The organism is Ruania rhizosphaerae (assembly GCF_009805705.1).
Lineage (GTDB): Bacteria > Actinomycetota > Actinomycetes > Actinomycetales > Beutenbergiaceae > Ruania > Ruania rhizosphaerae.
Map to the genome: position 1 here is coordinate 268,934 of NZ_VSMB01000002.1, position 23,782 is coordinate 292,715.

At 68.4% G+C, this 23,782-nt stretch carries 23 protein-coding genes; 13 read left to right on the forward strand and 10 right to left on the reverse strand.

Annotation, left to right across the window (positions count from 1 at the left end; all coding sequences use genetic code 11):
• The first annotated feature begins 71 nt into the window (after positions 1–71).
• The 3 genes from FV560_RS04555 to FV560_RS04565 all read left to right on the forward strand — a co-directional run bounded on the left by FV560_RS04555 (position 72) and on the right by FV560_RS04565 (position 3,000).
• Positions 72–701, forward strand: a complete 630-nt coding sequence (locus tag FV560_RS04555) for a DUF4351 domain-containing protein (RefSeq protein WP_159619860.1) — start codon at positions 72–74, stop codon at positions 699–701.
• Between the two features lie 94 nt (positions 702–795).
• The gene (locus tag FV560_RS04560) at positions 796–1,209 is read left to right on the forward strand and encodes a MerR family transcriptional regulator (RefSeq protein WP_159619862.1); all 414 of its coding nucleotides are present in this window, start codon (positions 796–798) and stop codon (positions 1,207–1,209) included.
• A gap of 207 nt (positions 1,210–1,416) precedes the next feature.
• Positions 1,417–3,000, forward strand: a complete 1,584-nt coding sequence (locus FV560_RS04565; RefSeq protein ID WP_159619864.1) for a SulP family inorganic anion transporter — start codon at positions 1,417–1,419, stop codon at positions 2,998–3,000.
• Between the two features lie 115 nt (positions 3,001–3,115).
• Here FV560_RS04565 and FV560_RS20285 read toward each other — a convergent pair whose 3' ends face one another.
• The 5 genes from FV560_RS20285 to FV560_RS04595 form a co-directional block, all read right to left on the reverse strand.
• A complete protein-coding gene (locus tag FV560_RS20285; protein ID WP_235019927.1) occupies positions 3,116–4,636 on the reverse strand; it encodes a glycosyltransferase in 1,521 nt (506 codons plus the stop codon).
• A 58-nt stretch (positions 4,637–4,694) separates the two neighbouring features.
• Positions 4,695–5,681, reverse strand: a complete 987-nt coding sequence (locus FV560_RS04580) for a Gfo/Idh/MocA family protein (RefSeq protein WP_159619866.1) — start codon at positions 5,679–5,681, stop codon at positions 4,695–4,697.
• The gene (locus tag FV560_RS04585; protein ID WP_159619868.1) at positions 5,678–6,793 is read right to left on the reverse strand and encodes a DegT/DnrJ/EryC1/StrS family aminotransferase; all 1,116 of its coding nucleotides are present in this window, start codon (positions 6,791–6,793) and stop codon (positions 5,678–5,680) included. The genes FV560_RS04580 and FV560_RS04585 overlap by 4 nt, the downstream gene beginning before the upstream one ends.
• Complete coding sequence (locus tag FV560_RS04590; RefSeq protein WP_159619870.1) at positions 6,790–7,431, reverse strand: acyltransferase; 642 nt, start codon at positions 7,429–7,431, stop codon at positions 6,790–6,792. The genes FV560_RS04585 and FV560_RS04590 overlap by 4 nt, the downstream gene beginning before the upstream one ends.
• 202 nt (positions 7,432–7,633) lie before the next feature.
• Positions 7,634–7,897 carry a CopG family transcriptional regulator gene (locus FV560_RS04595; RefSeq protein WP_159619872.1) on the reverse strand — a complete coding sequence of 88 codons (264 nt, stop codon included), beginning with the start codon at positions 7,895–7,897 and terminating at the stop codon, positions 7,634–7,636.
• Between the two features lie 383 nt (positions 7,898–8,280).
• On the opposite strand from FV560_RS04595, the gene FV560_RS04600 reads away from it, so the two are divergent.
• The 5 genes from FV560_RS04600 (at position 8,281) to FV560_RS04620 (ending at position 13,891) form a co-directional block, all read left to right on the forward strand.
• Positions 8,281–8,955: a glycosyltransferase family 2 protein gene (locus FV560_RS04600; RefSeq protein ID WP_159619874.1), complete on the forward strand. Its 675-nt coding sequence runs from the start codon at positions 8,281–8,283 to the stop codon at positions 8,953–8,955.
• The gene (locus tag FV560_RS04605; protein WP_235019928.1) at positions 8,952–9,485 is read left to right on the forward strand and encodes a DUF2304 domain-containing protein; all 534 of its coding nucleotides are present in this window, start codon (positions 8,952–8,954) and stop codon (positions 9,483–9,485) included. Before FV560_RS04600 ends, FV560_RS04605 begins: the two co-directional genes overlap by 4 nt.
• Positions 9,482–11,425, forward strand: a complete 1,944-nt coding sequence (locus tag FV560_RS04610; protein ID WP_159619876.1) for a DUF6541 family protein — start codon at positions 9,482–9,484, stop codon at positions 11,423–11,425. Before FV560_RS04605 ends, FV560_RS04610 begins: the two co-directional genes overlap by 4 nt.
• Positions 11,426–11,810: 385 nt before the next feature.
• Positions 11,811–12,557: an ATP-binding protein gene (locus tag FV560_RS04615; protein ID WP_159619878.1), complete on the forward strand. Its 747-nt coding sequence runs from the start codon at positions 11,811–11,813 to the stop codon at positions 12,555–12,557.
• Between the two features lie 152 nt (positions 12,558–12,709).
• A complete protein-coding gene (locus tag FV560_RS04620; RefSeq protein WP_159619880.1) occupies positions 12,710–13,891 on the forward strand; it encodes an LCP family protein in 1,182 nt (393 codons plus the stop codon).
• Between the two features lie 174 nt (positions 13,892–14,065).
• On the opposite strand, the gene FV560_RS04625 is transcribed toward FV560_RS04620, so the two are convergent.
• Complete coding sequence (locus FV560_RS04625) at positions 14,066–14,332, reverse strand: hypothetical protein (RefSeq protein WP_159619882.1); 267 nt, start codon at positions 14,330–14,332, stop codon at positions 14,066–14,068.
• 764 nt (positions 14,333–15,096) lie between these two features.
• On the opposite strand from FV560_RS04625, the gene FV560_RS20065 reads away from it, so the two are divergent.
• The 4 genes from FV560_RS20065 to FV560_RS04645 all read left to right on the forward strand — a co-directional run bounded on the left by FV560_RS20065 (position 15,097) and on the right by FV560_RS04645 (position 18,903).
• Complete coding sequence (locus FV560_RS20065) at positions 15,097–15,618, forward strand: peptidoglycan-binding domain-containing protein (protein WP_200837530.1); 522 nt, start codon at positions 15,097–15,099, stop codon at positions 15,616–15,618.
• Positions 15,619–16,302: 684 nt separating this feature from the next.
• Complete coding sequence (locus FV560_RS04635; RefSeq protein ID WP_159619884.1) at positions 16,303–16,812, forward strand: LCP family protein; 510 nt, start codon at positions 16,303–16,305, stop codon at positions 16,810–16,812.
• A gap of 187 nt (positions 16,813–16,999) precedes the next feature.
• Complete coding sequence (locus FV560_RS04640; RefSeq protein ID WP_235019929.1) at positions 17,000–18,367, forward strand: LCP family protein; 1,368 nt, start codon at positions 17,000–17,002, stop codon at positions 18,365–18,367.
• Positions 18,368–18,474: 107 nt separating this feature from the next.
• Positions 18,475–18,903, forward strand: a complete 429-nt coding sequence (locus FV560_RS04645; RefSeq protein WP_159619886.1) for a CoA-binding protein — start codon at positions 18,475–18,477, stop codon at positions 18,901–18,903.
• 155 nt (positions 18,904–19,058) lie between these two features.
• Here FV560_RS04645 and FV560_RS04650 read toward each other — a convergent pair whose 3' ends face one another.
• The gene (locus tag FV560_RS04650; protein ID WP_159619888.1) at positions 19,059–20,078 is read right to left on the reverse strand and encodes a TIGR00266 family protein; all 1,020 of its coding nucleotides are present in this window, start codon (positions 20,076–20,078) and stop codon (positions 19,059–19,061) included.
• A 210-nt stretch (positions 20,079–20,288) separates the two neighbouring features.
• A complete protein-coding gene (locus tag FV560_RS04655) occupies positions 20,289–21,389 on the reverse strand; it encodes an acyltransferase family protein (protein WP_159619890.1) in 1,101 nt (366 codons plus the stop codon).
• A gap of 49 nt (positions 21,390–21,438) precedes the next feature.
• Here FV560_RS04655 and FV560_RS04660 point away from each other — a divergent pair, with 49 nt between their 5' ends.
• Positions 21,439–21,858: a hypothetical protein gene (locus FV560_RS04660; protein ID WP_159619892.1), complete on the forward strand. Its 420-nt coding sequence runs from the start codon at positions 21,439–21,441 to the stop codon at positions 21,856–21,858.
• 177 nt (positions 21,859–22,035) lie between these two features.
• Here FV560_RS04660 and purE read toward each other — a convergent pair whose 3' ends face one another.
• Together purE and FV560_RS04670 are read right to left on the reverse strand one after the other, a co-directional pair.
• Complete coding sequence (gene purE, locus FV560_RS04665) at positions 22,036–22,563, reverse strand: 5-(carboxyamino)imidazole ribonucleotide mutase (RefSeq protein WP_159619894.1); 528 nt, start codon at positions 22,561–22,563, stop codon at positions 22,036–22,038.
• A gap of 1 nt (position 22,564) precedes the next feature.
• Positions 22,565–23,698: a 5-(carboxyamino)imidazole ribonucleotide synthase gene (locus FV560_RS04670; protein ID WP_159619896.1), complete on the reverse strand. Its 1,134-nt coding sequence runs from the start codon at positions 23,696–23,698 to the stop codon at positions 22,565–22,567.
• Positions 23,699–23,782 lie beyond the last annotated feature (84 nt).

Sequence of the window (23,782 nt, forward strand, 5' to 3'; positions counted from 1 at the left end):
ATCGGGTTGGCGGGTTCGGGGCGTGCAGGTACCGCATCCACCGCCGGGCGAGCACCGGACGGCGATCTCCGGTGCCCAGTGCTGGTGACGGCCCGTTCCCGGGCCGATCTTTCGACCCCTTCTCGGGTTTGACCCGGAGTTTCGGGCCCCTGGAGCACGGCGGCCTCGACATCAACGAGTTGCGGGCACAGCCGATCAACGAGCTGCGGGCGCAACCGTTGACTGCGGAGGCCCGGCTGACTCTGGTGGTACTCAAGACCATCACCAGCAGCCTTCACCCGGACGTGGACCTGGCCGCGTTCACTGACGACCTGGCAGCCGTCATCAACCGCAGCGATCCCCATGATTCCGGCGAGGAGAGCCTGTTCGGACTTATCATGAGATACGTCCTCCTGGTCGGGGACGCACCACCAGAAGACTACGAAGCGTTGTTCACCCGCCTCGGACCCACCGCACGGGAGGCCTACATGACCAGCACCGCCGAGCAGTACATCCAACGAGGCCGGGGCGAAGGCCTCCAACAAGGCCGGGCCGAAGTTCAGGAACGGACCCGAGCAATGCTCACCCGCCTGCTCACCCAGAAGTTCGGCCCCCTCCCCGAACACCACCAGGACCGCATCCAGCACGCCACCACCGACGACCTTGACACCTGGACCGACCGCATCCTCACCGCCGCCACCCTTGAGGACGTCTTCCGCTAACCGGCGGCGAGCACATCCCGGCACGTTCCGGTTCCCCGTACGTCGCGGCGCCACAGCCTGTCTACGATGTGCTGACGGCCGGACGGAGGGTGGCATGGGACACGAGCAGGACAAGCAGCACATGCAGATCGGCGCGGTGGCTGAGCGCACCGGATTGTCCCTGCGCACTATCCGGTACTACGAAGAAGTAGGACTGGTCACTCCATCGGCCCGGACCAGCGGCGGCTTCCGGCTCTACACCGAGGCCGACGTGGCCCGGCTCCGGGTGGCGATGGGGATGAAGCCGCTCGGGTTCAGCCTCGAGGAGATGCGCGAACTGATGGAGGCCAGGGACGCCGTCGGGGATCAGAGCCTGGCCGACGGCGAGCGTGCGGCGGCCCGCGAACGGCTCGCCTCCTTCCAGGCCGATGCGGAACAGCGGTGCGCGACGATGCGCCGCCGGCTGACCAATGCCGAGGCGTTCGCGCAGACGCTGCAGGCCGAGCTGGACGCAACCGGACCGGCCTGATGGCAGCGGGCCCGAGCACCGTCGGGCCACGAATCCGTCCGGAACCCGAGACAGAGATGCAACTCTCCCCCAACGTGAGGGTATGCTGCGGTGCGGCGCGAGCGGATGCCCTCTGCCCGCCAGTCCCCGCCCAGACCTAGTTTCGTACGCAGCGTCGCGTGCACCGTACCTGTCCGAGGTACTGGCGCACGCCGGTGCCACGGGGCCATGCCCCGCGACCCCCTGAAGGAATGCTGCGTGTCGAACGAAGCCCCAGCCCACATCCCTGATCCCGCACCGGAACCGCGGCCCGTCGCGGGTCCACCGGAGGCAGATGAGTCCTACTCGATCCTCGCCACCCTGAAGTCCCCGCGGCGCCTGCGCACCGAGGTGCTCGCCGGCATCGTCGTGGCACTCGCGCTGATCCCCGAGGCCATCTCCTTTTCCATCCTCGCCGGGGTCGACCCGCGGGTGGGCCTGTTCGCCTCCTTCACGATGGCCGTCACGATCGCCTTCGTCGGCGGACGCCCGGCGATGATCAGCGCCGCCACCGGCGCCATCGCCCTGGTGATCGCACCCGTCGCCCGTGATTACGGCCTCGACTACTTCATCGCCACCGTCATCCTCGCCGGCATCCTGCAGGTGATCTTCGGGGTGCTCGGCGTAGCCAAGCTGATGCGGTTCATCCCGCGGATGGTGATGGTCGGCTTCGTCAACGCCCTTGCGATCCTGATCTTCATGGCCCAGCTGGAGCACCTAATCGGGGTGCCGTGGGCGGTCTACCCACTGGTCGCCGTCGGGGTGGCGATCATCGTGCTGCTGCCGCGCTGGACGAAGGTGGTGCCCGCGCCGCTGGTCGCGATCGTGCTGATTACGGCGGCCGTGGTGCTCGCAGCGATCAACGTGCCGACCGTCGGCGACCAGGGCGATCTGCCGGAGTCCCTACCCGAGCTGTTCTTCCCTGACGTGCCGCTCACCCTGGAGACCCTGCAGATCATCGCCCCGTACGCCGTCGCCATGGCGCTGGTGGGCATCCTGGAGTCGCTGATGACGGCCAAGCTGGTCGATGACATCACCGACACCCACTCCAACAAGACCCGTGAAACCTGGGGTCAGGGTGTGGCGAACATCGTCACCGGCTTCTTCGGCGGGATGGGTGGTTGCGCCATGATCGGCCAGACGATGATCAACGTGAAGGCCTCCGGGGCCCGCACCCGCATCTCCACCTTCCTCGCCGGTGTGTTCCTGCTGATCCTGGTGGTGGCACTCGGCGACATCGTGGCGATCATCCCGATGGCGGCGCTGGTGGCCGTGATGATCATCGTCTCGGTGGGCACCTTCGACTGGCACTCCATCAAGCCGAACACCCTCAAGCGGCTGCCCAAGACCGAGATCACCGTGATGGTCGCCACCGTGATCGTGACGGTCTGGACCCACAACCTCGCCTACGGCGTGCTCGCCGGTGTGGTGATCGCGGTGATCCTCGTGGCCCACCGGGTGGCACACTTCACCACCGTGACCCGCCTGGACGCCAGCGACGAGGACGACACCCGTGTCTACGCCGTGACCGGTGAACTCTTCTTCGCCTCCTCGAACGACCTGTACTACCAGTTCGACTACACCGGCGATCCGACGAACATCGTGATCGACATGTCCAATGCGCACATCTGGGACGCCTCCTCGGTGGCTGCGCTCGATGCGATCACCACCAAGTACGAATCCCGCGGGAAGAACGTGCGGATCGTCGGGATGAACGAGGACAGCGCGCGCCGGCACGAGTTACTCGCCGGACACCTCGGTGGGGATCACTGAGCTGGGCTGAGTCGTTCCCGGTCACACTGTTCCGCGCGGCGCGCTGACCGGGGCGACACGGATGCGTGGACTGCGGCACGATGCTGCCGCAGTCCACGCATCCGTGTCGGCTCGGTCAGCCCTTCGAGGTCACGGTGCTCAACACGGCATCGGCCGCCCGCTCCCCCACCGCTGCCAGCGATCTGTGCTCCCGCACCCACGCCACCAGGCGGGCACGTTCGGGGTCTCGAGCGGCATCCGCGACCGCACCGTCGGCGGCGCGCAGGGCAGCGATCATCGCCTCGGCCACCTCGCGAGCATCGTGATCGGTGACCCACCCCAGGCGCTCACCCTCCACCAGCCGCGCCGCGGGGCTCTCGACCGGTCCGGCGAAGACCACCGGAGTCCCGCACGCGAGCGCCGCGAACATCTTCGTCGGCATCGCGAAGTCGTACCCGATCCCCGGGCGCAGGCTCACCAGCGCCGCATTCGCCCGCCGCTGCCACTCCGCTGACTCGGCGGCACTGACCGGGTCGTGCAGCGTCACGGCCCCGTCGGGGAGCCCGGCGGCCAGCATGCTCAGCCGATCCCACGAGCTGCCCTGCCCGAGGAACACCACCTGCGCATCCGGGAACTCCTCCAGCACGCGGGGCATCGCTTCGGCGAACACGTCCGCCCCCTGCCACTCCGATGCCGTCCCCGCGTAGAGCAGGAACGGGCTGCCGGGGATCTCGGATGCCCGTTGGAATCCCCTTTCGCCATGGGAATCCCGCTCCGGGTAGCCGGAAGTGGATTCGGATGACGCAACGGGATTCGAATGCGTGGGGTGGGCGGACAGGGTTGCGTCGGCGGAGGGGGTGGCACCGGCGGGCGGACTGGCGTCGGTGGGCAGGGTGGCACCGGCGGGCGGACTGGCGTCGGTGGGCAGGGTGGCATCGGTGGGGAGGGTGGCGTCGGCGGGCGGACCGGCATCGGCAGGCGACGCCTCCCCCGGCGTGAACACGTCCGTATCCACGCCATTGCCCACCGTCACCACCTGCCGGGCACCCAGCTCGCGCACCCGTTCGGTGACCCCCTCGTTCACCGACAGCACCACCGCCGCCCCGCGCAGCACCCACGACTCCAGCGCCCTTACCAGGCGCACCACCACATCCGGCGCACCGGTCGAGGCGGACGCATCGGACCACACATCCGCCGCGTAGTACACATACGAACGCCCCTGCAGCCCCGCGATCACCCGCACCATCGCCCCGGTGGTCGGCGGCGGCTCCACCACGTACACATCCGGCCGCGATCCGCGCAGCAGCCGCCACAGCAGCGGCACATCGAAGCTCAGGTACGGCAGATACCCGCGCACGTAGCCCGAAGGATCGCGCAGTACCGGCGCCCGCCGCACCCGGGCCGGGATCGCCGGGGCGGCTCCGGTGCCACCACGCCCACCCGGCGCACCACCACCCTCCGCCGGACGTACCAAACCGAGCGAGCCTGCGCCGTCGGGGGCCTCGGCGGTGACCACCTCCACCCGCGCACCCGCACCGGCGAGGGCGCGCACCAGGGCACCGAGGCGGAACGTGGCCGCGGAGGGTTCGGGGGCGAAGATCCGCGAGACCAGGGTGACGCGAGGCCTGCCCGGACGACGCCCCGTCCGGCGCTCCACGCCCGTCACCGCAGGCTCACACGAGCACAGCCGGCACCACCAGCGCCAGGGACCGCCCTCACAGCTGCACCGTCTCCCCCGTCCGGGCGGAGGTGAGCACCGCCTCGGCCACGGCCACCGTGTTCAGCCCCTGCGCCATCGTCACCACATCGGCCGGCTTGCCGAGCACCGCATCCCGGAACGCCTCGTGCTCGGTGCGCAACGGTTCCGGCTTGTCGATCGCGTACCGGATCACGTCCCCCTCGGAGACGCCGCGGAACTGCGCCACATCGGCCCAGGTGGTCGCCACCAGCCCGTTCGCGTGGAAGGTGAGATCGGCGAGCAGCGTGTCCGCCACGAACGCACCCTTCTCCCCCGTCACCACGGTGACGCGTTCCTTCATCGGCGAGAGCCAGTTCACCAGATGGTTTGTCACCAGGCCGCCGCTGAGCATCCCGGTCACCGCCACCAGATCCTCGTGCTCACGCCCGGACTTGAACGCCGTGCGCGCGGAGACGGACCGGTACTCCTGCTGCGCGACCCAGGCAGTGAGGTCGATATCGTGCGTGCCCAGATCCTTGACCACACCGACGTCGGCGATCCGCGCGGGGAACGGCCCCTGACGGCGGGTGGCGATCTGGTAGACGTCCCCCAGCTCGCCAGTCTCCAGTCGCGCGCGCAGTGACTGTAGCGCCGGGTTGTACCGCTCGATGTGCCCGACCGCGCCCACCAGCCCCGCGGACTCGAAGGCCTCCGCCAGCCGGCGCGCCCCGGCGGTGTCGGTAGCGAGCGGCTTCTCGATCAGCGCATGCACACCGGCCTCGGCCAGGGCCAGCCCGGTCTCGGTGTGGAAGCGGGTGGGCACGGCCACCATCGCGTAATCGATACCCGCCTCGATCAGGGCATGCACATCCGGCAGGACGGGCAGGTCACCGGCCACCCCATGCGGGTCGCCGCCCGGGTCGGCCACGGCCACCAGGTCCACGCCGTCCAACTGACGCAGCACCCGCGCGTGGTGGCGCCCCATCATGCCCAGGCCGATCAGGCCCGCTCGCAGGTTCGTCATGCCCCACCCCCGACGGCGCTGGTGACGCCGGCGACGATCCGCTCCAGATCCGCATCGGTCAGGCTGGGATGCACCGGCAGCGAGATCACCTCGCGGGCCGCGCGTTCGGTGACCGGCAGGTCCAGATCCGGCTCGTACGGCGCCAGCGACGGCAGCCGGTGGTTCGGGATCGGGTAGTAGACCCCGCACCCCACGCCCTGCTCACGTAGGCGATTCACGACGCCGTCCCTCGCCTCGGCGGAGGCACCGTCCAGCCGGATCGTGTACTGGTGGTAGACGTGCGTGGCGCCGGGCTTGACGGTGGGCGTCACCACCCCGGGGATACTGGCGAGTCCCTCGGTCAGGGCAGCGGCGTTCGCCTGCCGGGTGGCGGTCCAGTCGGCGAGCTGGGCCAGCTGGACCCGCCCGATGGCGGCGTGCACATCGGTCATCCGGGCGTTGAAGCCGACCAGCTCGTTCTCGTACGGGCGATCCATCCCCTGGGTGCGCAACAGCCGCAGCGTGCGGGCGATCTCCTCGGTGGCCACCGAGACCATGCCGCCCTCACCGGAGGTCATGTTCTTGGTCGGGTAGAGCGAGAACATCGCGAAATCGCCGAAGGTACCCACCGGGTCCCCGTGCAGCGTCGCGCCGTGCGCCTGGGCAGCGTCCTCGAACACACGCAGCCCGTGGGAGTCCGCGACCGCCTGCAAGCCGGCCATATCGGCCGGGTGACCGTACAGGTGCACCGGCATGATCGCCGTCGTGCGTTCGGTGACGGCGGCGGCGACCGAGGCGGGGTCGAGGCAGAAGGTGTCGAGATCGATGTCGGCGAAGACGGGCGTGGCGCCGGCCAGGGCCACGGAGTTCCCGGTGGCGGCGAAGGTGAAGGACGGCACGATCACCTCATCGCCCGGACCGATGCCGGCGGCGAGGAGCCCCAGGTGCAGACCGGAGGTGCCGGAGTTCACGGCCACGCAGGCGCGGCCGCCGAGCAGGGCGTCGGAGAACTCCTGCTCGAAGGTGGCCACCTCCGGGCCCTGGGCGAGCATGCCCGACCGGAGCACCCGGTCGACGGCGGCGCGTTCGGCCTCACCGATGATCGGCTTGGCGGCGGGGATGGGCTCCGTCACTGAGAATCTCCTCGGCTGGCGGCATGGTCGTGGCTTGCTGGTGAGCGTCGTTCACGAAGGCGAGCTGCGCCGTCGTGGGTGTACTCCTCATACTCTGCGCCGGTGCGCGGGCACGTCCAGACGCCCGGAGCGGACTCCATGAGCGGGACCCCGGCGCGGCCGACCCAGCGGATCCGGCGGGCCGGCACCCCGGCCACGAGGGCGAAGTCGGGGACGTCGGTGGTCACCACGGCACCGGCGGCGACGGTGGCCCAGCGGCCCACGGTGACCGGGGCGATGCACACGGCGCGAGCGCCGATCGAGCAGCCCTCACGGAGCGTGACGCCCACGGGCTCCCAGTCGGCACCGGACTTGCGGGTGCCGTCGGGGTTGATGGCGCGGGGGTATTCGTCGTTGGTGAGCACGGCTGCGGGGCCGATGAAGACGCCGTTCTCCAGGTGCGCTGGTTCGTACACGAGCGCATGGTTCTGCACCTTGCAGTTCGCGCCGAGGCGCACACCGGTGCCGATGTAGGCGCCGCGGCCGATGATGCAGCCCGGTCCGAGCACCGCGTTCTCGCGCACCTGCGCAAGCTGCCAGATGCTCGTGCCCTCGCCGACCTCGGCGCTGGGATCCACCTCGGCGGTGTCGACGATCATGCCTCGCACACTACTTGGTGGAGGGCTCCTCGCCCACGACCTGTGCCTTCCAGCCTGAGGGCAGCATGCGCGGGCAACATCACGAGGGCGGGCAGCTTCATCCAGCGCCGGCACCGACGAGGCGGGACGATTGTGGTGTGGATCCGATGCAAGGGGGCGAACCGGATCCACTCCACAACGGGCGGGCAGGCGTCGCCCCTTGTCACAGTGCGTCGATGAGGTCGCGCATCAATTGTGAGGGAGTGGTGTGCCGCTTCTGTGCTACCTCGTCCAACTTCGCTCGACGAGCGGCATCGAGGCGGAGAGTGAACGGGCGAGCCTGCGCACCCACGCTGATGGGCCGTCCAGGCACCGAACGACCCAGATGCTTGCCGGTGTAGCCCTGCTCCGACTCAGCCTCCGCGGCCCACCGCTCGAGGTCCTCATCCGTGAATGGGACGCCGTTCACATCGGTGTACTTACTCATCGCTCTACCTCCTCAATCCGACCTCGATCAGAACCTTCCTGGTCGCGGGCATGGCGTGAAAGACCAGCCAGCCGTCAGGTTCACGTTCCACTGCGATGTGCTCCAACAGCCGCCCGCTGGGATCAGTCCCCACACCGACCCACTGCACCGGATACGTCTCACGCGCTCGTGATCGCAGAGTTCCCTCGAACGCCGCGATCACGTCCTTGGTCGTCACCTCGGGATGTCGAGTGGTGACCGTCGGATGCACTCGTACGCGCACCAGCACTCCCATCGACTTGTTTCGTACCACACAAATGTAGTACGAAACGTGCCTCAGATCCAGGTGGCGGCTGCGAACACGGGTGCACGATGCCGATGGCGGCACCTGCCAGAATGTCGCCATGCCCACCCACGACGACACCTGGCTCGTGGTGCCGCTGTACAACGAGGCCCGCGTGGTGGGTGAGGTGATCGCCGGGGCACTGCCCACGTTCGGTCACATCGTCTGCGTCGACGACGGCTCGACCGATTCCTCCGCCGCGGTGGCCGAGGCCGCCGGTGCCACCGTGATCCGGCACGCCACGAACCTGGGGCAGGGTGCGGCGCTGCAGACGGGGATCGACTTCGTCCTCACCCAGACAGGCGCGCGGTACCTGGTGACCTTCGACGCGGACGGGCAGCATCAGGTCAGCGACGCCGCCGACATGGTGCGCCGTGCCCGCGAGGAGGACCTCGCAGTGGTGTTCGGCTCCCGGTTCCTCGACAACCGGACCAAGGCCGGGCTGCTGAAGCGGATCGTGCTCAAGACGGCCGTGTGGGTGACCAATCAGTCGACCGGGCTGCGGCTGACCGATGCGCACAACGGCCTGCGGGTGATCCGCCGGGACGCCGCCGAGGGCGTGCAGCTGCGCCAGGATCGGATGGCACACGCCTCCGAGATCGTGCTGCAGCTGGGCCGCACCCGGCTACCGTGGGCCGAGCACCCGGTGCACGTGCTCTACACCGACTACTCCAAGGGCAAAGGCCAGTCCTTGTGGAACTCGGTGAACATCCTGGTGGAGCTGATGTTCAAGTGACGGACCAGATCTGGATCCAGCTGCTGCTGCTGATCGGCGTGGCAGTGGTGACGGTGCTGCTCACGCGCTCCACCGCCGACGCCCGGCACCAGGCGATCCGCCGAGTGCTGCTCGCGGCATTCGTGGTGGTCACCGCGAGCGCGATCCTGTACCCGACGTGGTTGTCGCAGCTGGCGGCGCTCGTCGGAGTCGGCCGTGGCACAGACCTGCTGCTGTACGGCCTGGTGATCGCGTTCCTCTCCTTCATCGCCACCAGCTATCGGCGGATGAAGCAGCAGGACCGGCGCATCACTGAGCTCACCCGCACCATCGCGCTGACGCAGGTGCGTCAGGAGCAGGCTGGGCTGCCGACGTCGGCCTCCCAAGGAGGGCATTCCACCGGCACCGACGACGCCGGTGCGGCTGACGATGCCACGACGGGCGGCCGCCAGACCAGGGGCGCGGCTGACCACGGCGAAGTAGGCGGCGGGATCGAGCGTCCCGACCCGGCGCAGCCCCCAGGCCCCGATCAGGAACCTGACCGCCCGTGATCACCGTGCTGACCGTGCTGTGGTCACTGGCAGCATTCACCTTCGGCGCGCTGCTGCTGTACGTGCCCGGAACGCTGACGCTGCGGCTGGTGGGGGTACGAGGACTGTCACTGTTCGCAGCCGCACCCGCCGTGACATTCGCGATCTACGGGGTCGCGGCGATCGCGGCCAGCGCTCTCGGGCTGCGGTGGGGGTTACTCGCCGCCGCCGGAGGCACGATCGCCGCGATCGGGGCCGCGCTCGGCATGCGAGCGCTGAACGCGATTCAACCCCGCACCGATACGCCACAACCCGGCGGGATCGGGGTGAAGGTGTGGGCGGCGATGCTGGCCGGGGTGCTGCTCACGCTGATCCCCGTGTGGGTAGGCGCCGGGGCGCCGCAGCACGTGCTGCAACGTTGGGACGCGGTCTTTCACCTGGGGGCACTGCGCCTGATCGAGGAATCCGGGTCTGCCTCCTCCCTGACCCTCGGCGCCCTCTCCTACGGGTCCGGCGAGGCCGCCGTCTACCCGGCCGCCTGGCACGCCTTCGCCGCGCTCATCCCCGCATCCGCCCCGACGGCGGTACTCACCCTCTGCGCCTCCCTCACCTCCGCCCTGCCGTGGGTGGTCGGCGTGGTCGCCCTGGTGCGCGAACTCGCCCCGGGGAGCCGGCCAGCGATGGCGGGGGTCGCCGTCGCCGCCGGGCTGGTGACGGCCTCCCCCACGACACTCTGGGTGGGGTGGGGGCATGTGCCGAACGCAGCCGCCCTCGCGATGGTGCCCGGCGTACTGGCTCTAGCGCTGCGCTGGCTGGTGCGGGACCGTCCGCGCTCCACGAACGCGATCGCGGGCGCCGTGGTGGTGCTGCTCATCGCGGCCGCCGGACTGGGCCTGACCCATCCGAACGCGACGCTCGCGCTGGCGGCGCTGCTGCTGCCCGCCGGGGTGTGGGTGCTCGGGCGAGGCGTACGGCACTGGTGGGGTCAGGGACGGCGAGGGGTCGCCGTCGGGGTTCCTGCGGGTGTCGCCGTGGTGACCACCGGGCTGGTGGCGGGGCTGCGTCACTCCCCGCTGGCGGCGATGGTGACCGGCTATGAGGGGCTCGGGGCGGATCCGGCGGGTGTGGCGCTGGCCGAGGTGGTCACGGGGTGGTACGACCTGTGGGCGCACCCGGTCACGGCGGCGTTGATGATCGGGGCGCCCGTGGGTGCGTGGCTGCTACGGCGGCGGCCGTGGGTGGCCGGGATGCTGCTGGTGGTGTGGGCGCTGTACCTGGACGCGGCGCTCGGCGGGCCGGTGGGGATCTCCGGGCTCTGGTACACGAGCACGGCGCGGCTGAGCGTGGTGGCGGCGATGGTGACCGTGCCGCTCGGGGTGGTGGCGCTGCTCGCCGGGGCGGGGTTGGTGCGGCGGCTGGTGGACCGGCCCGGGCACCTTGCGTTGCGGCTCGCGGCTGCGACGGTAGCGGTCGGGTTGGTGGGAACGATGGTGGTGACCTCCTCGGTGCACACGGCCGGGCGCACCGCCGATGTGTATGGCCTCACGCCGGGTGACCATCCGCGGTTCGTGACCGCCGAGGAACTCACGATGCAGGAGGAGGCAGGAGCCCGGCTCGGGGGCGGCGCGGTGCTGGGGAACCCATTCTCGGGGGCGCCGCTGCTGTACTCGATGTACGGGGTGGAGGTGGTGTTCCCGGTGGCAGGGCAAGTACTGACCGACGAGCAGGAGGCCGTGCTGGCCGGGTTCGCCGAGATCGCCGAGGGCGGGGCGTGGGGCGACGCCGCGGACTCAGGCCTGTGCGACGCGCTGGACGGGCTCGGGGTGGAGTACCTGTACCAAGACAGCGAGCCGTACCAGGTCGCTCACCGCTACGAGGTGCTCGACGAGGTGGAGGTGCCTGGTTCGCAGGTGATCGCCGAGGGCGGGACGGCGCGGATCGTGGAGTTGCCGGGGTGCTGAGCCTCTCCAGGGGACGAGTCGCCGACCCTTGATTGGGTTCATAGGTCGAAAAGTCGGGCCCGTGGAGAGGTATCGCGGGCGGGCCGATCGCAGACTTCTCATTCGAGCGATCGCAAAGTTGTCAATGGGTCAATCGCAAAGTTGTCATCGAGTTGTTGTTTGCAGGGCAGTTCATCCTCACCGGCTCGGCTGTGCCGCCAGACGACGTCACGCGCCATAGCGGAGCGGGACGCTTTCGCCGGGTCACCATGCGACCGATGACGCTCAGCGAGTCAGGTGAGAGCACCAAGTCGGCCTCGCTGGCGGCACTCCTGGAGGGTGAGGCACCGACAGGGATCAACGGACCAAGCGTGCCCGAGTACGCCGAACTCATTGTCCGTGGCGGATGGCCCGCGTTGTGCGGCCACCCGCTACCGATGCGAACGACTACCTCACGTCCTACCTGGAGGACATCGCGCTTGTCGATCTTCCACAGATGGACGTTCGCGCCGATCCCGTACGGATGAGCGCACTGATCCGGTCCATCGCACGCAATGTTGCCACCGAGACCAGCGTCGCCAAACTCGCTCGGGAGGCCGGGATCGGTGAGGAGACCGCTGGACTGTCCCATGCGACGGCGCGCCGATACCTGGATGCCCTTGCGCGTGTGTTCGTTCTCGAGGAACAGCGCGCGTGGGCCACGCATCTACGATCCAAAGTCCGGCTCCGCACCCACCCGAAGTGGCATTTCGTCGACCCTTCCCTGGCAGCGACGGCGCTCAATGCGAGTCCGGCCCGGCTCTTGAACGATCCGAACACACTGGGACTGTTGTTCGAGTCGATGGCTATCCGGGATCTGCGCGTCTACGCCGATCAGATCCGGGCTTCCGTCTACCACTATCGAGACGAGACGGGGCTTGAGGTCGACGCGATTGCCGAGCGGCAGGACGGCACCTGGGCAGCGTTCGAGGTCAAGCTCGGAGGTAGCCGGCACATCGACGCCGCAGCGAAGAACCTCCTCCAGCTCGCCGCGAAGGTCTCCGACCAGCGGCGCCACGAACTCACCTCGCTCAACGTGGTCACCGCGGGCCAGATCAGCCATAGACGCGACGACGGCGTCAATGTGGTCGCGCTAGGTCACCTGACGTCGTGAGTTCGCCAGTGATCGCGCGCCGCTCAGACCCGATGCACCACCCGCCGGATTCGGCCTGGAGCCGCTGACGTTCACACGTCTGCACACAATCTCCCCAGTTCGCTCGCTCCACGTTCGCCCTTCTGGAGCCGGGAGTGCTTACGATCGAGGGGATGTCGACTACTGAGACCCGAGCCGCCCGGGGGCCGCGGCACAGCAGACGGGCGCCCGGCACGCACCGGGCGCTGCGCGTCGTGCTGGTGGCGGCTCTATTCATGGTGACGTTCACCGGCACCGGTGCCGCACTCGCCTACCAGTCGCTGCAGGGAGGGGTCGAGCGGCACGACATCGACGACATCCTGGGCACCGACCGGCCCTCGACCGATTCCGGCGACGGCGACTCCGAGACGCAGAACCCCGACGACGCGCTCGACGGACAGGCCATCAACATCTTGGTGATGGGGACCGACTCGCGAGAAGGCGAGGACAATCAAGCCGTCGGCGGCGGGAACGTTCAAGGGATGCGCTCGGACACAACGCTTCTGATTCACGTGTCAGCGGACCGTTCCCGCGTGGATGTTGTCTCCATCCCCCGCGATCTACTAGTGACAATTCCGAGTTGCCCCCTTCCGGACGGCGGCTCCACCTACGAGCAGTACGACGCGATGTTTAACGCTGCTTTCGCCATGGGCGGGAGGACTGTCGGCGTGGAGTACCGAGCCGCCTGCACTTGGCGCACGGTCGAGGCGATGTCGGATATTGCAATCGACGACTTCGTGGTGGTGGACATGGCAGGATTCAGGGACATGGTCGACGCAATCGGCGGGGTAGACATGTGCTTCGAGCAGGACATGTACTCCGAGCAGGCCAACCTCGACATCACCGCCGGCTGCCATACCCTCGACGGCGAAACGGCCCTGGCCGTGGCCCGGGCGCGCAAAGGCGTCGGCCTCGGGGACGGCTCCGACATCGGCCGCATCGACCGCCAGCAAGAACTGCTCACCAACATGGTCGAGCAGGTCCTCGATCGCAACATGATGACAGACGCCGGGGAACTGTTCCAGTTCCTCCGGGCAGCCACCTCCTCACTGACCACGAGCGATCAGATTGGCGACCTCACCACCATGGCAGGACTGGCGTACTCATTGCGCGGGATCCAGCGCGACGAGGTCAATTTCGCCACCATGCCCTTCGACTGGGCTGGCGACCGCGTGCGCCCCAACTACCTCTCCGAGGAGCTGTGGGCCTCTATCCGGGCCGATGAGCCCATGGCGCTGCCGCCCGACCCTGACGCCACCGACGAGGCGACTGGTGCATCTACTGAGGTTGCTGAAGGCAGCGAGGACGTAGGATGACCATCGGCCCCTGATTCGGCCAACGAGCCAGCACGTGCGAAAGCACCGGTACGTCACCGACGTGTATGGCTGGGGGTCGCGGGCGCCTGTACCTTGCGGCGCACCTCCCCATGTCGACGAAGACTATCTGGTGACTCATGTCAAGATGCGCGCATAGTTGGGGGCGTTGACTCATCAGCGGATGCGCGCGTGGGACAGGCTTGATGACGGCACCGGCATTGCTGGTGGTCCGGGCCAGCAGTTGGGTGGTGAGGGCCCGACTCCCGAGTTGCCGGGCCGGGACCGGGTCAAGATGATCTCGCGTCGCTGGCACCAGTCGAGCAGGTGGTGGTTGATGAACTCGCTGCCGTTGTCGCTGTCGATCCCGAGGACCGGGAAGGGCATGACGAGCGTGATCTCCTCCAGTGCAGTGATGACCCATTTGCGGGCCTTGTTGCGCACTGATCGGTTCTGGCGTCCACCCGCTGGCGATGTCGGTGACGGTGACGGTGTAGGCGTGCTCCCCGACCACGTTGCCGCCCTCGTGGCCGACCAGGTCGGTCTCGACGAATCCCGGCACGGCGTCGTCCCACTGCGCCCAGGTACGGTTCGCCGATCTGGTCCTTGAGCAGCGACCGGGCTTGGAGTGCGAACGGCCCCGCAGCGTCAGTTTCGCGCGGTCGGCGGCCAGGCGGCGGTCCATCGTCGCCGGTGACATTGCGACCAGCGCGGTGATCGTCGCATCGTCATACGCGGTGCCCGCGGCGCGCGCGCACGCACCACCCGCGGCCGCAACGCACCCATGAGCGCCTTACGGGCGTGGCTACGGTGCCAGCCCTTGACCAGGCACAATTCATCCAGCATCACGCCCTTACCCGATCGAGTCGCCCGCGCATACCGCGTCACGATCGTCTTCGCCCGCAGCCTGCCGCTGGCCCATCGTCAGTCCCATCCTCAGGGCCTACCGGTAACCGAAGTGCCGGCCCGGCAGGCGGGCTCTACGCGCACTCCCAGATGAGTCAACGAGCCCCTCTACGCGCGCACTTTAGATGAGTCAACTCAGACTGTGGTGTTATCGCCACCCACCGTGCTAACGTCGTCATCGTAGCCAATTGCTGGGGTGGGGGTGAGGAATCGAACCTAGTTACACTAGATTTGGTGCGCACTTTTGTCATGAACGACGACTATTCTGCATGAGATGCGATGCGACGAATTGAGGTTCTCCAATGACCAGCAGCAAGACAAATTCACGAGCTATTCTTGCCCGAGCGATGGGGGCATTCTTCCTGGGCGTTTTGATGGTTGGCATTAGCTCCACGGGAGCAATGGCCGGCTCTGCAACCAGTGATGCGGAAGAGCAGGCGGCGACTACTGCCGCGTTGCCCGGGTGTGACACAGTGGTCGGCTTACCCTTGCTATCCAACAGTTCAATCAAAGGATACTTCGGCTGGGAGACTGCCGTGTTCGCTGACGACGAGACGTGGCAATGTTACAACTACTATGGTCAGCCCTACGTTCCGTACGCCAGCGCAATAATGAACATTCAACGAACACTCAACCAGTGCTACGGCGAGAACCTCGTGGTTGACGGCGATTTCGGGTCGCTCACTCGGGCAGCCGTTATTCGGATGCAGCAGACTGAGGGATTGATCGCAGACGGATACTATGGCCCACAAAGTCAGCAGTGGTCGAAACACCGCGCAACCAACGGTAGTTGCTACTATGGGACCGCCTTCGATCTCAGCTGATCGAAGGCGACTGGCGGCGAGGCGGCAAATGATGGGCTGGTACGTACATAGCTCCGGATGCCGCCTCGCCACCCACCCTTTCGAAGACCGTTCGACTGACGGTAGTGCGCAGGTCTCGTCGGCCCGTTGGCTGGATGTTGGCGCCTGTTGCGGCTCACTACCTCGCGCTTCCGCAGCCAGCTCTCGCGAGCACCACAACTGCTGCTATCAGGGTCAGACTGACCGACTGTCACTTGTGGATGACTGAGACGCACGAGCACACACGCGCGTGCGTTCTCATCAAGCCTGAATGCGCTACAGGGGCCGACATTGAGTCCGTTCCACAACACTGCCATTCTTTCACGATACAGCTGGCGCTACGGCACTTCTGGGGGATCGGACCCTAGGACCTCTCCAAAAGGTGATGCAGCCCATTCGAATACCAACGACTCCGGTTCGTGGACGACATATGACGTGGGATCAAATCGTACGTTGATGACCGAAGCCGAATTCGACTCGAAGGATGATAGTACCGCACGGGCGGAAGACGGTAGCCAGCCTGATCCGAGTTTTTGAGGTGACTGGCGATCTCGAATAAGCAACCGCCTGCACAGTACGAACCTTCGAAACTATGACTGGTACCTCGATTTACGACATCGTCATCACCGATGATGGGCTTCAAGGACACGGTCGACCATCGGCGGGGTGGACATGTGCTTCGAGAACGACATGTCCTCCGTGCAGGCCAACCTCGACGTCACCGCCGGCTGCCACACCCTCGACGGTGAAGCCGCCCTGGCCGTCGCGCGGGCCAGGAAGGGCCCCGGCCTCGGGGATGGTTCGGACATCGGCCGCATCGACCGCCAGCAGGAGTTGCTGACGAATATGGTCGAGCAGGTGCTCGAGCGCAACGTCATGACCGACTTCGGTGAACTGTTCCAGTTCCTGCGAGCCGCCACATCCTCGTTGATCACCGGCGACAGGATCGGCGATCTCACCACGATGGCCGGCCTCGCGTACTCGCTACGCGAGATCGACCAGGGCGACGTGACCTTCGTGACCATGCCCTACGACTGGGCCGGCGCCCGCGTCCACCCCAACGACCTCTCAGAGGACCTCTGGGACTCAATCCGCGCCGACGAACCCATGGCCCTGCCACCCGAGCCGGAGCAGAGCGGAAGTCCGCCCGAGACCACGCCAGGCGCAGGCACGTGAGCCGGCAGGGCGACCACCGCCCGTGCACACCGCACCGAACCCCACGGACGGGTGACTCTCCCACACAGCGAGGGGGCGCCGTCGTGGGCAGGATGGGGACCACCCGCGCGCCCTGGGCGCCATACCCAGACCAGCCCGCTACCCTCGTGCTGCCGCGGGACGGGAACGATCGAGGAGCTGAGCGAGCATGACGGACGACCCGTTCGCCGACGAACCGCGGCGCGCGCCCGGGCGTCGCCCCCGCAGCGGCGGGAAGAGCCGGGCTCGGGAAGGTGGTTCGGCGCGCCCGATCTCCGGGGATCAGGGCACGTCGTCCGAACCCCGCCAGGCCCCGCCACGCAAGCCTGCGTCTCCCGCCGGAGCCCCAGCGCAGCGGCAGGTGCGCCGCACCTCCGCGCGTCCGCCCAGCTTCTCGCCCGGTGGCAAGCCCGCCGACGGCGCAGCCCAGCCGCCCGTCGACCGCACCCGGGCCATGCCCGTGAGTGAGGCGCCGCCTGCCCGTCCGGTGCGTCATGCCCCGGCCGTCACGCCGGAACGGCACGCGCCCCCGCCCAGCGGGCCTGGTGGTCCTGGCGGCTCAGGTGGTTCCGGTGGGCCGACCGGACCTTCCCGACGGCGTCGCGTGCGCCGCCGTCGCATCCTCACCGTCGTAGCGCTACTGCTGGTGCTGGCACTCGCATGGCCGATCGGGCTGCTCGTGTGGGCGAACTCCCAGATCAACCACGTGGCAGCCACGAACGACGACCTCAGCACCGACGGGACGACCTACCTGCTCGCCGGCTCGGACTCACGAGAGGATTCCGGTCTGACCGGTGACACCACCGGGGGTGAGCGCACCGACACGATCATCCTGCTCACCGCGCCACCCAGCGGCACGGCGTCCCTGATCTCCATCCCCCGCGACACCTTCGTGGACATCCCCGGATACGGGCCGAACAAGATCAACGCCGCCTACGCCTACGGCGGCCCCGGGCTGCTCGTGGACTCGGTGCAGACGCTGACCGGTATCGAGGTGGACCACTACGTCGAGATCGGCATGGGCGGGGTGGCCGACGTGGTCGACGCGGTCGGTGGTGTCGAGCTCTGCCTGGACTACGACGTCGACGATCCCGATTCCGACCTGGTGTGGGAGGCCGGCTGCCACATGGCCGACGGTGACACCGCGCTGGCGTTCGCGCGGATGCGCAAGGCCGACCCGCTCGGCGACATCGGCCGCACGCAGCGCCAGCAGCAGGTGATCAGCGCCGTCTCCGACGCCGTAGTCGATCCCTCCCTGGTGTTCCGTCCCGGCGAGCAGGTGCGGCTCATCGGCGCCGGGCTCGGGGCGCTGCAGGTCTCGGAGGGAACCGGCATCATCGACCTGGGGCAGATGGCCCTCGCGTTCCGCAATGCCACCGGCCCCGACGGCGTTCGCGGCACTCCGCCGGTGGCGAACCTCGACTACCGGCCCGGTGGGGTGGGGTCCACGGTGCTGCTCGATCCGGACCTCGCGCCGGCGTTCTTCGAGGCGGTCGCCGATGGCACGGTCACCGAGGGCGATCTGCAGGAATACTGAGCCCGGGCGCACTCGATCCCCTCCGGCGATCCCCTGCGCCGACCCTCGCGTTTGAATCCCGTCGCGGTAGCCGGAATGAGACCCAGGCACGTCAGCGTTCCCCTCCTATGAGCATCCACACCCAGCACGCCAACGAGCCGGCCACGATCGAACGGCTCCTACGTACGCCCGGCCGGTGGGCCGTCGTCGGGCTGTCCGCCAACCGCACGCGCACGGCGTACAGCATCGCCTCCTACGTGCAGGGCCTGGGCCACGAGATCGTTCCCGTGCACCCGAAGGCGGAGACCGTGCACGGGGCTACCGGCTACGCCACGCTGGCCGACGTGCCGGGCGAGATCGACGTCGTCGACATCTTCGTCAACTCCGACCTGGCCGGTGCCGTGGTGGACGAGGCGATCGCCCGCGGAGCGAAGGCGGTCTGGATGCAACTCGGCGTCATCGACGAGGAGGCCGCCGCCCGGGCGCGCGAGGCCGGGCTGGACGTGGTCATGGACACCTGCCCCGCGATCGAGGGCCCGCGTCTCGGCCTCACCTGACCCCACCTGAAATTGCTCGTCGATCTGGCTCCTTCGTCGATCTGGCTCCCCCGGCAGGAATCGCTCGTCGATCTGGCTCCCCCCACGAAATTGCTCGTCGATCTGGTCGACCAGATCGACGAGCAATTTCTGGGACGGGGCGAGCAGGCGAGGCGCTAGAAGCGGTTGTCCCCGCCCAGCAGGTTGCCGAAGCCGCCGAGCACGGAGCCCTCACCGCGGTCCCGGCCGCCGGTCTGCGGTGCGGCGGCGAGCATCCGGCCCGCCATGCGCGAGAACGGCAGCGACTGCAGCCACACCTTGCCCGGACCGGTCAGCGTCGCCAGGAACACGCCCTCGCCGCCGAAGAACATCGACTTCACGCCACCGACCGGACGCACGTCCATGTCCACAGTGTCGTGGTAGGCCATGACGCAGCCGGTGTCGACATCGATGCGCTCGCCCGCACCCAGTTCCCGCTCGACCATCGTGCCGCCGCCGTGGACGAACACCCAGCCGTCGCCCTCGAGCTTCTGCATGATGAAACCCTCGCCACCGAACAGGCCAGTCATCACCTTGCGCTGGAAGTGGATGCCCACGGACACTCCGCGCGCACCGGCGAGGAAGCTGTCCTTCTGGCAGATGAGCCGGCCGCCGTGGTCGGAGAGTTTGATCGGCAGCACGGTGCCAGGGAATGGAGCCGCGAACGAGACGTGCGCCTTTCCCTGACCCTCGTGGGTGAACATGGTGGTGAACAGTGACTCCCCGGTGACGACGCGCTTTCCGGCCGAGAGCACCTTGTCCATGAATCCGCCGCCGGCTCCCTCGGCCGCGGACCCGTCGCCGAAGACGGTGTCCATCCGCACGGAGGCATCCTTCATCATGAGGGCACCGGCCTCGGCGATCGCCGTCTCGCCCGGGTCGAGCTCGATCTCGACGAACTGCATGTCCTCACCGAGGATGCGGAAGTCGATCTCGTCCGAGCGGCGAAGCCCTGGGGCAGAACTCGAGTTCGGGGCCGGCGGCGGTGGCGGCGTCGCTGCGGCACCCAGCTCCGGCACCGAGTGAATCGGCAACCACTCCGCGAACCCGTCCCGCCACACGTGACCGTTCGGGTTGGAGGCCGCCTGCGCACGCGCCTGCTCGTCCTCGAACGGCCCGGTGCGCTCCCCCTGGTAGCTGAAGTACCACTGACTCATCGATACCCTCCTGATCGGTCTGCGGCGCCCGCGTCGAGCGCTCCGCGCGAAGCCTATCGATACCGGCAACCACATCCCCCGGGGTGACCTTGCCGTCGATGATCGGCCAGGCGTCGACGGCAAGGTCACCCCGGGTGATGCCGCCGCCGGTCTGAACGTGGCAGGGCCCGGCCAGGCGGCCCCAACCACAGCACCTGAGCGGCCCCACCTTCACGCCCGCCGCGCCGGCCTCTCCCCCAGCAGCCGCAGCACCCCGCGCTTGATCCGCGGCCCCACCGGCCGCTCCACGAACCGGTGCACCAGCCATGCGAGCAGCAACGACAATGCCGTGGCTGCCACCACGCTGACCACCGGGCCCACCGTCTCCCGCAGCCCCGCGATGGCCCACCACCCCCAATACTGGTGCAGCAGGTACACCGGATAGGTCAGCACTCCGACCGTGGTCAGCCAGCGCCAGTCCACCCGTGCTGCCGCCGTCAGTGAGATCAGCCCGACCGCCAGGAAGCACCCCACCACCAGCGATCCCAGCACCCACGGATCCAGGGCATAGGGCGTGTTCTGCTCCACCTGATCGCTGAGTCCCGGCACCGTGTGCCACACCGCGAGCGCCACATTCCCCAGCAGCACCAGCCAGCGCCACGGTGTGTGACCACGCGAGTAGAGCAGGTACAGCACCATCCCGCCGGCGAAGAACGGCGCATGCCGGTAGATCAGCCAGTCCCACAACCACGGCATCCCGGACTCGGCGCAGCCCCACGCGACGAGCGGCCACAGCGCCGCCAACCACATCACCCGCCGGGTCGTGACTCCCAGGGCCACGAGCAGCCCCATGATCAGGTAGAACTTCAGCTCCACCCACAGTGTCCAGTAGACCCCGTCCACGTGCGGCACCTCGAACGCGGCCTGCCACATGGTCAGGTTCACAGCCACCTGCCCCAGACTCGGGGCACGACCCGGATTCCACATCAGGATCAGCAACGCACTCGTGGCGAGCACCGCCGTCCAGTACGCCGGGTACAGGCGAGAGATGCGGGAGGCGACGAAGTAGCGCCAACCCCGGCCCTCCGCCGTCATGAGGATCACGAACCCACTGATCACGAAGAACAGGTACGGCGCGAGCGCCCCGTATCCGAACCACACGCCCACGCGAGCAGTGGCGGCCTCCACCGGCTCACCCCAGACGGGCCCCTCCACCTGGTCGAATGCGGCGTAGTGATACCCCAGCACAGCCACCGCCGCGAAGAAGCGCAGGCCGTCCAGCAGACGCAATCGCCCACGCGGAACCGCCGCCATCCCCTGCTGCTCACTCACGCGCGGCACCCTAGCCGGACCACCTGGGAACGCGACGTATCCTGAGCAGATGACGGCACGCATCCGACTCTTCCTCGTGGCTCTCGTTGCGCTGGCGCTCCCGATCTCGGGTTGCCAGTTCATCGAGGAGCAGGCAGGTGACGTCGTCGAGCATGCCATCGAGGAGGCCGTCGAGGGGCTCGACCTCACCGACGGCCTGCCGGAGACCTTCCCCGCGAGCGTGCCTGTGGTCGACGGCCAGACCCGCGGAGCCACTCGCACGACTGCCGACGGGAGCGAGTGGGTGGCCCTGGTAGCGGCCGAGGATCAGGGCAGCGCCGCGCAGGAGGCGATCACGGAGGCAGGGTTCGAGGAGCAGCACGCTGTCTCCACCCAGTCCGGGGTGCTGGCCGAGTACTCCGACGACGACCATCACGTCACGCTGATCGCCTCCGCCACGCAGGTGGTGTACGTGGTGCGGGAGGCCTGAGCACGTTCGGGAGGCCTGTTACCGGGCCGGGCCAGCGCGCGGAGCACGCTGTCGCCGTCGACCCGGAGCACACTGTCGCCGTCGACCCAGTCCAGAACTGACAGCGCTCAGCGGCGCCGTGCCACTACAGGCACGGATCCGTCCCCAACCGTCTTTTGTGTCCGGCGGCTGCCGCCCTCAGGTGCCGAAACCGGTGCGGTGCGTGCGGGAAGCACGCAGCTTGGCGCCCTTCGCCTGTGCCGTCTCTCGCAACCCCTGCTGGAACTGACCCATCTTCTCCCGGAGCCGGGCTGCGCCGTCATCGGCTCCTGCGCCGAGGATGCGGGCGGCCAGCAGGCCGGCATTGCGGGCGCCGCCTACCGAGACAGTGGCGACCGGCACTCCTGCGGGCATCTGCACGATCGAGAGTAGCGAATCCATCCCATCCAGGTGCCGCAACGGCACCGGCACCCCGATCACCGGCAGCGGCGTGACCGCGGCCAGCATGCCCGGCAGATGCGCGGCACCCCCGGCGCCGGCGATGATCACCCGCAGCCCGCGTTCGGCAGCCTGCTCACCGTAGGAGATCATCTCCTGCGGCATCCGATGCGCGGAGACGACATCCACCTCCACCTCGACGTCGAACTCGGCGAGCGCCTCCACCGCGTCAGACATCACCGGCCAATCCGAGTCCGAGCCCATCACCACACCGACGATCGCGCTCATGTCAACGTCCTCCCAGCAGCGCTGCTGCCTCTCGGGCCCGACGGCGCACCGTGGGCAGGTCCGTCCCGGTCACCGTGACGTGGCCGAGCTTGCGTCCGGGGCGCACCGACTTGCCGTACAGGTGCACCTTGGCCTCGGGGTACTCGGCCATCAGGCGGGGGTAGGCGCTCGACGGGTCCTCGAGATCGGAGCCGAGCAGGTTCACCATGACGGCCACTTCGGCAGTCATGGCGGTCTCCCCCAATGGCAGGTCGAGCACCGCGCGCAGGTGCTGCTCGAACTGGCTCGTCACCGCGGCGTCGATGGTGAAATGACCGCTGTTGTGGGGGCGCATCGCCAGCTCGTTGACGAGGATCACGCCGTCGGAGGCTTCGAACATCTCCACCGCCAGCACGCCGGTGACACCAAGCCCCTCGGCGATCTTCTCAGCGACGTCGACGGCGTCCTGGGCGACGTGGTCCGGGATGTCGGGCGCGGGAGCGACCACCTCGGCGCACACACCACCGGTCTGGATCGTCTCGACCACCGGCCAGGAGCGCATCTCACCGGTGGGGCGACGGGCGACGAGCACGGCAAGCTCGCGGCGGAACTCCACGCGCTCCTCGAGCAGCACCTCACCGCGCGGGTGATCGAACCAGGTGGCAACCCGTTCGGCATCGTCGGATGAGTCGAGCACCTGCACACCCTTGCCGTCGTAGCCACCGACGGGGGTCTTGGCCACCAGGGGCCAGCGCACAGCGTCCTGCTCGCGCAGCTCAGCCACCGAGGAGACGGCGGTCCACCGCGGGCATGGCACTCCCAGCTCGGTCATCCGGCGGCGCATGATGATCTTGTCCTGGGCGTGGCGCAGGGCCTCGGGGCCGGGCTGGACGTTCACCCCACGGGAGATGAGGTCGGCCAGCACCGGCTGTGGGACGTGTTCGTGCTCGAACGTAAGCACGTCGGCACCCTCGACGATCTGCGCCACTGCAGCAGCATCATCGGCGCGCCCGACTTGGGAGTATGGGACGACCTGCGCGGTGGCACCATCATCAGCCTCCACCAGCGCCTGGAGCCGAATCTGCAGCGCCCCGGCGGGCTCGGCCATCATTCGGGCGAGCTGTCCGCCCCCTACCACGGCTACGACTGGTCCCATGGGGGCTCAGCCTACCGACTCGGGCGGCTCACCCAGCGACGCAGAGCTCACGTGCGGCTCCCCGCTGCACCGGCCGGTTGGCTG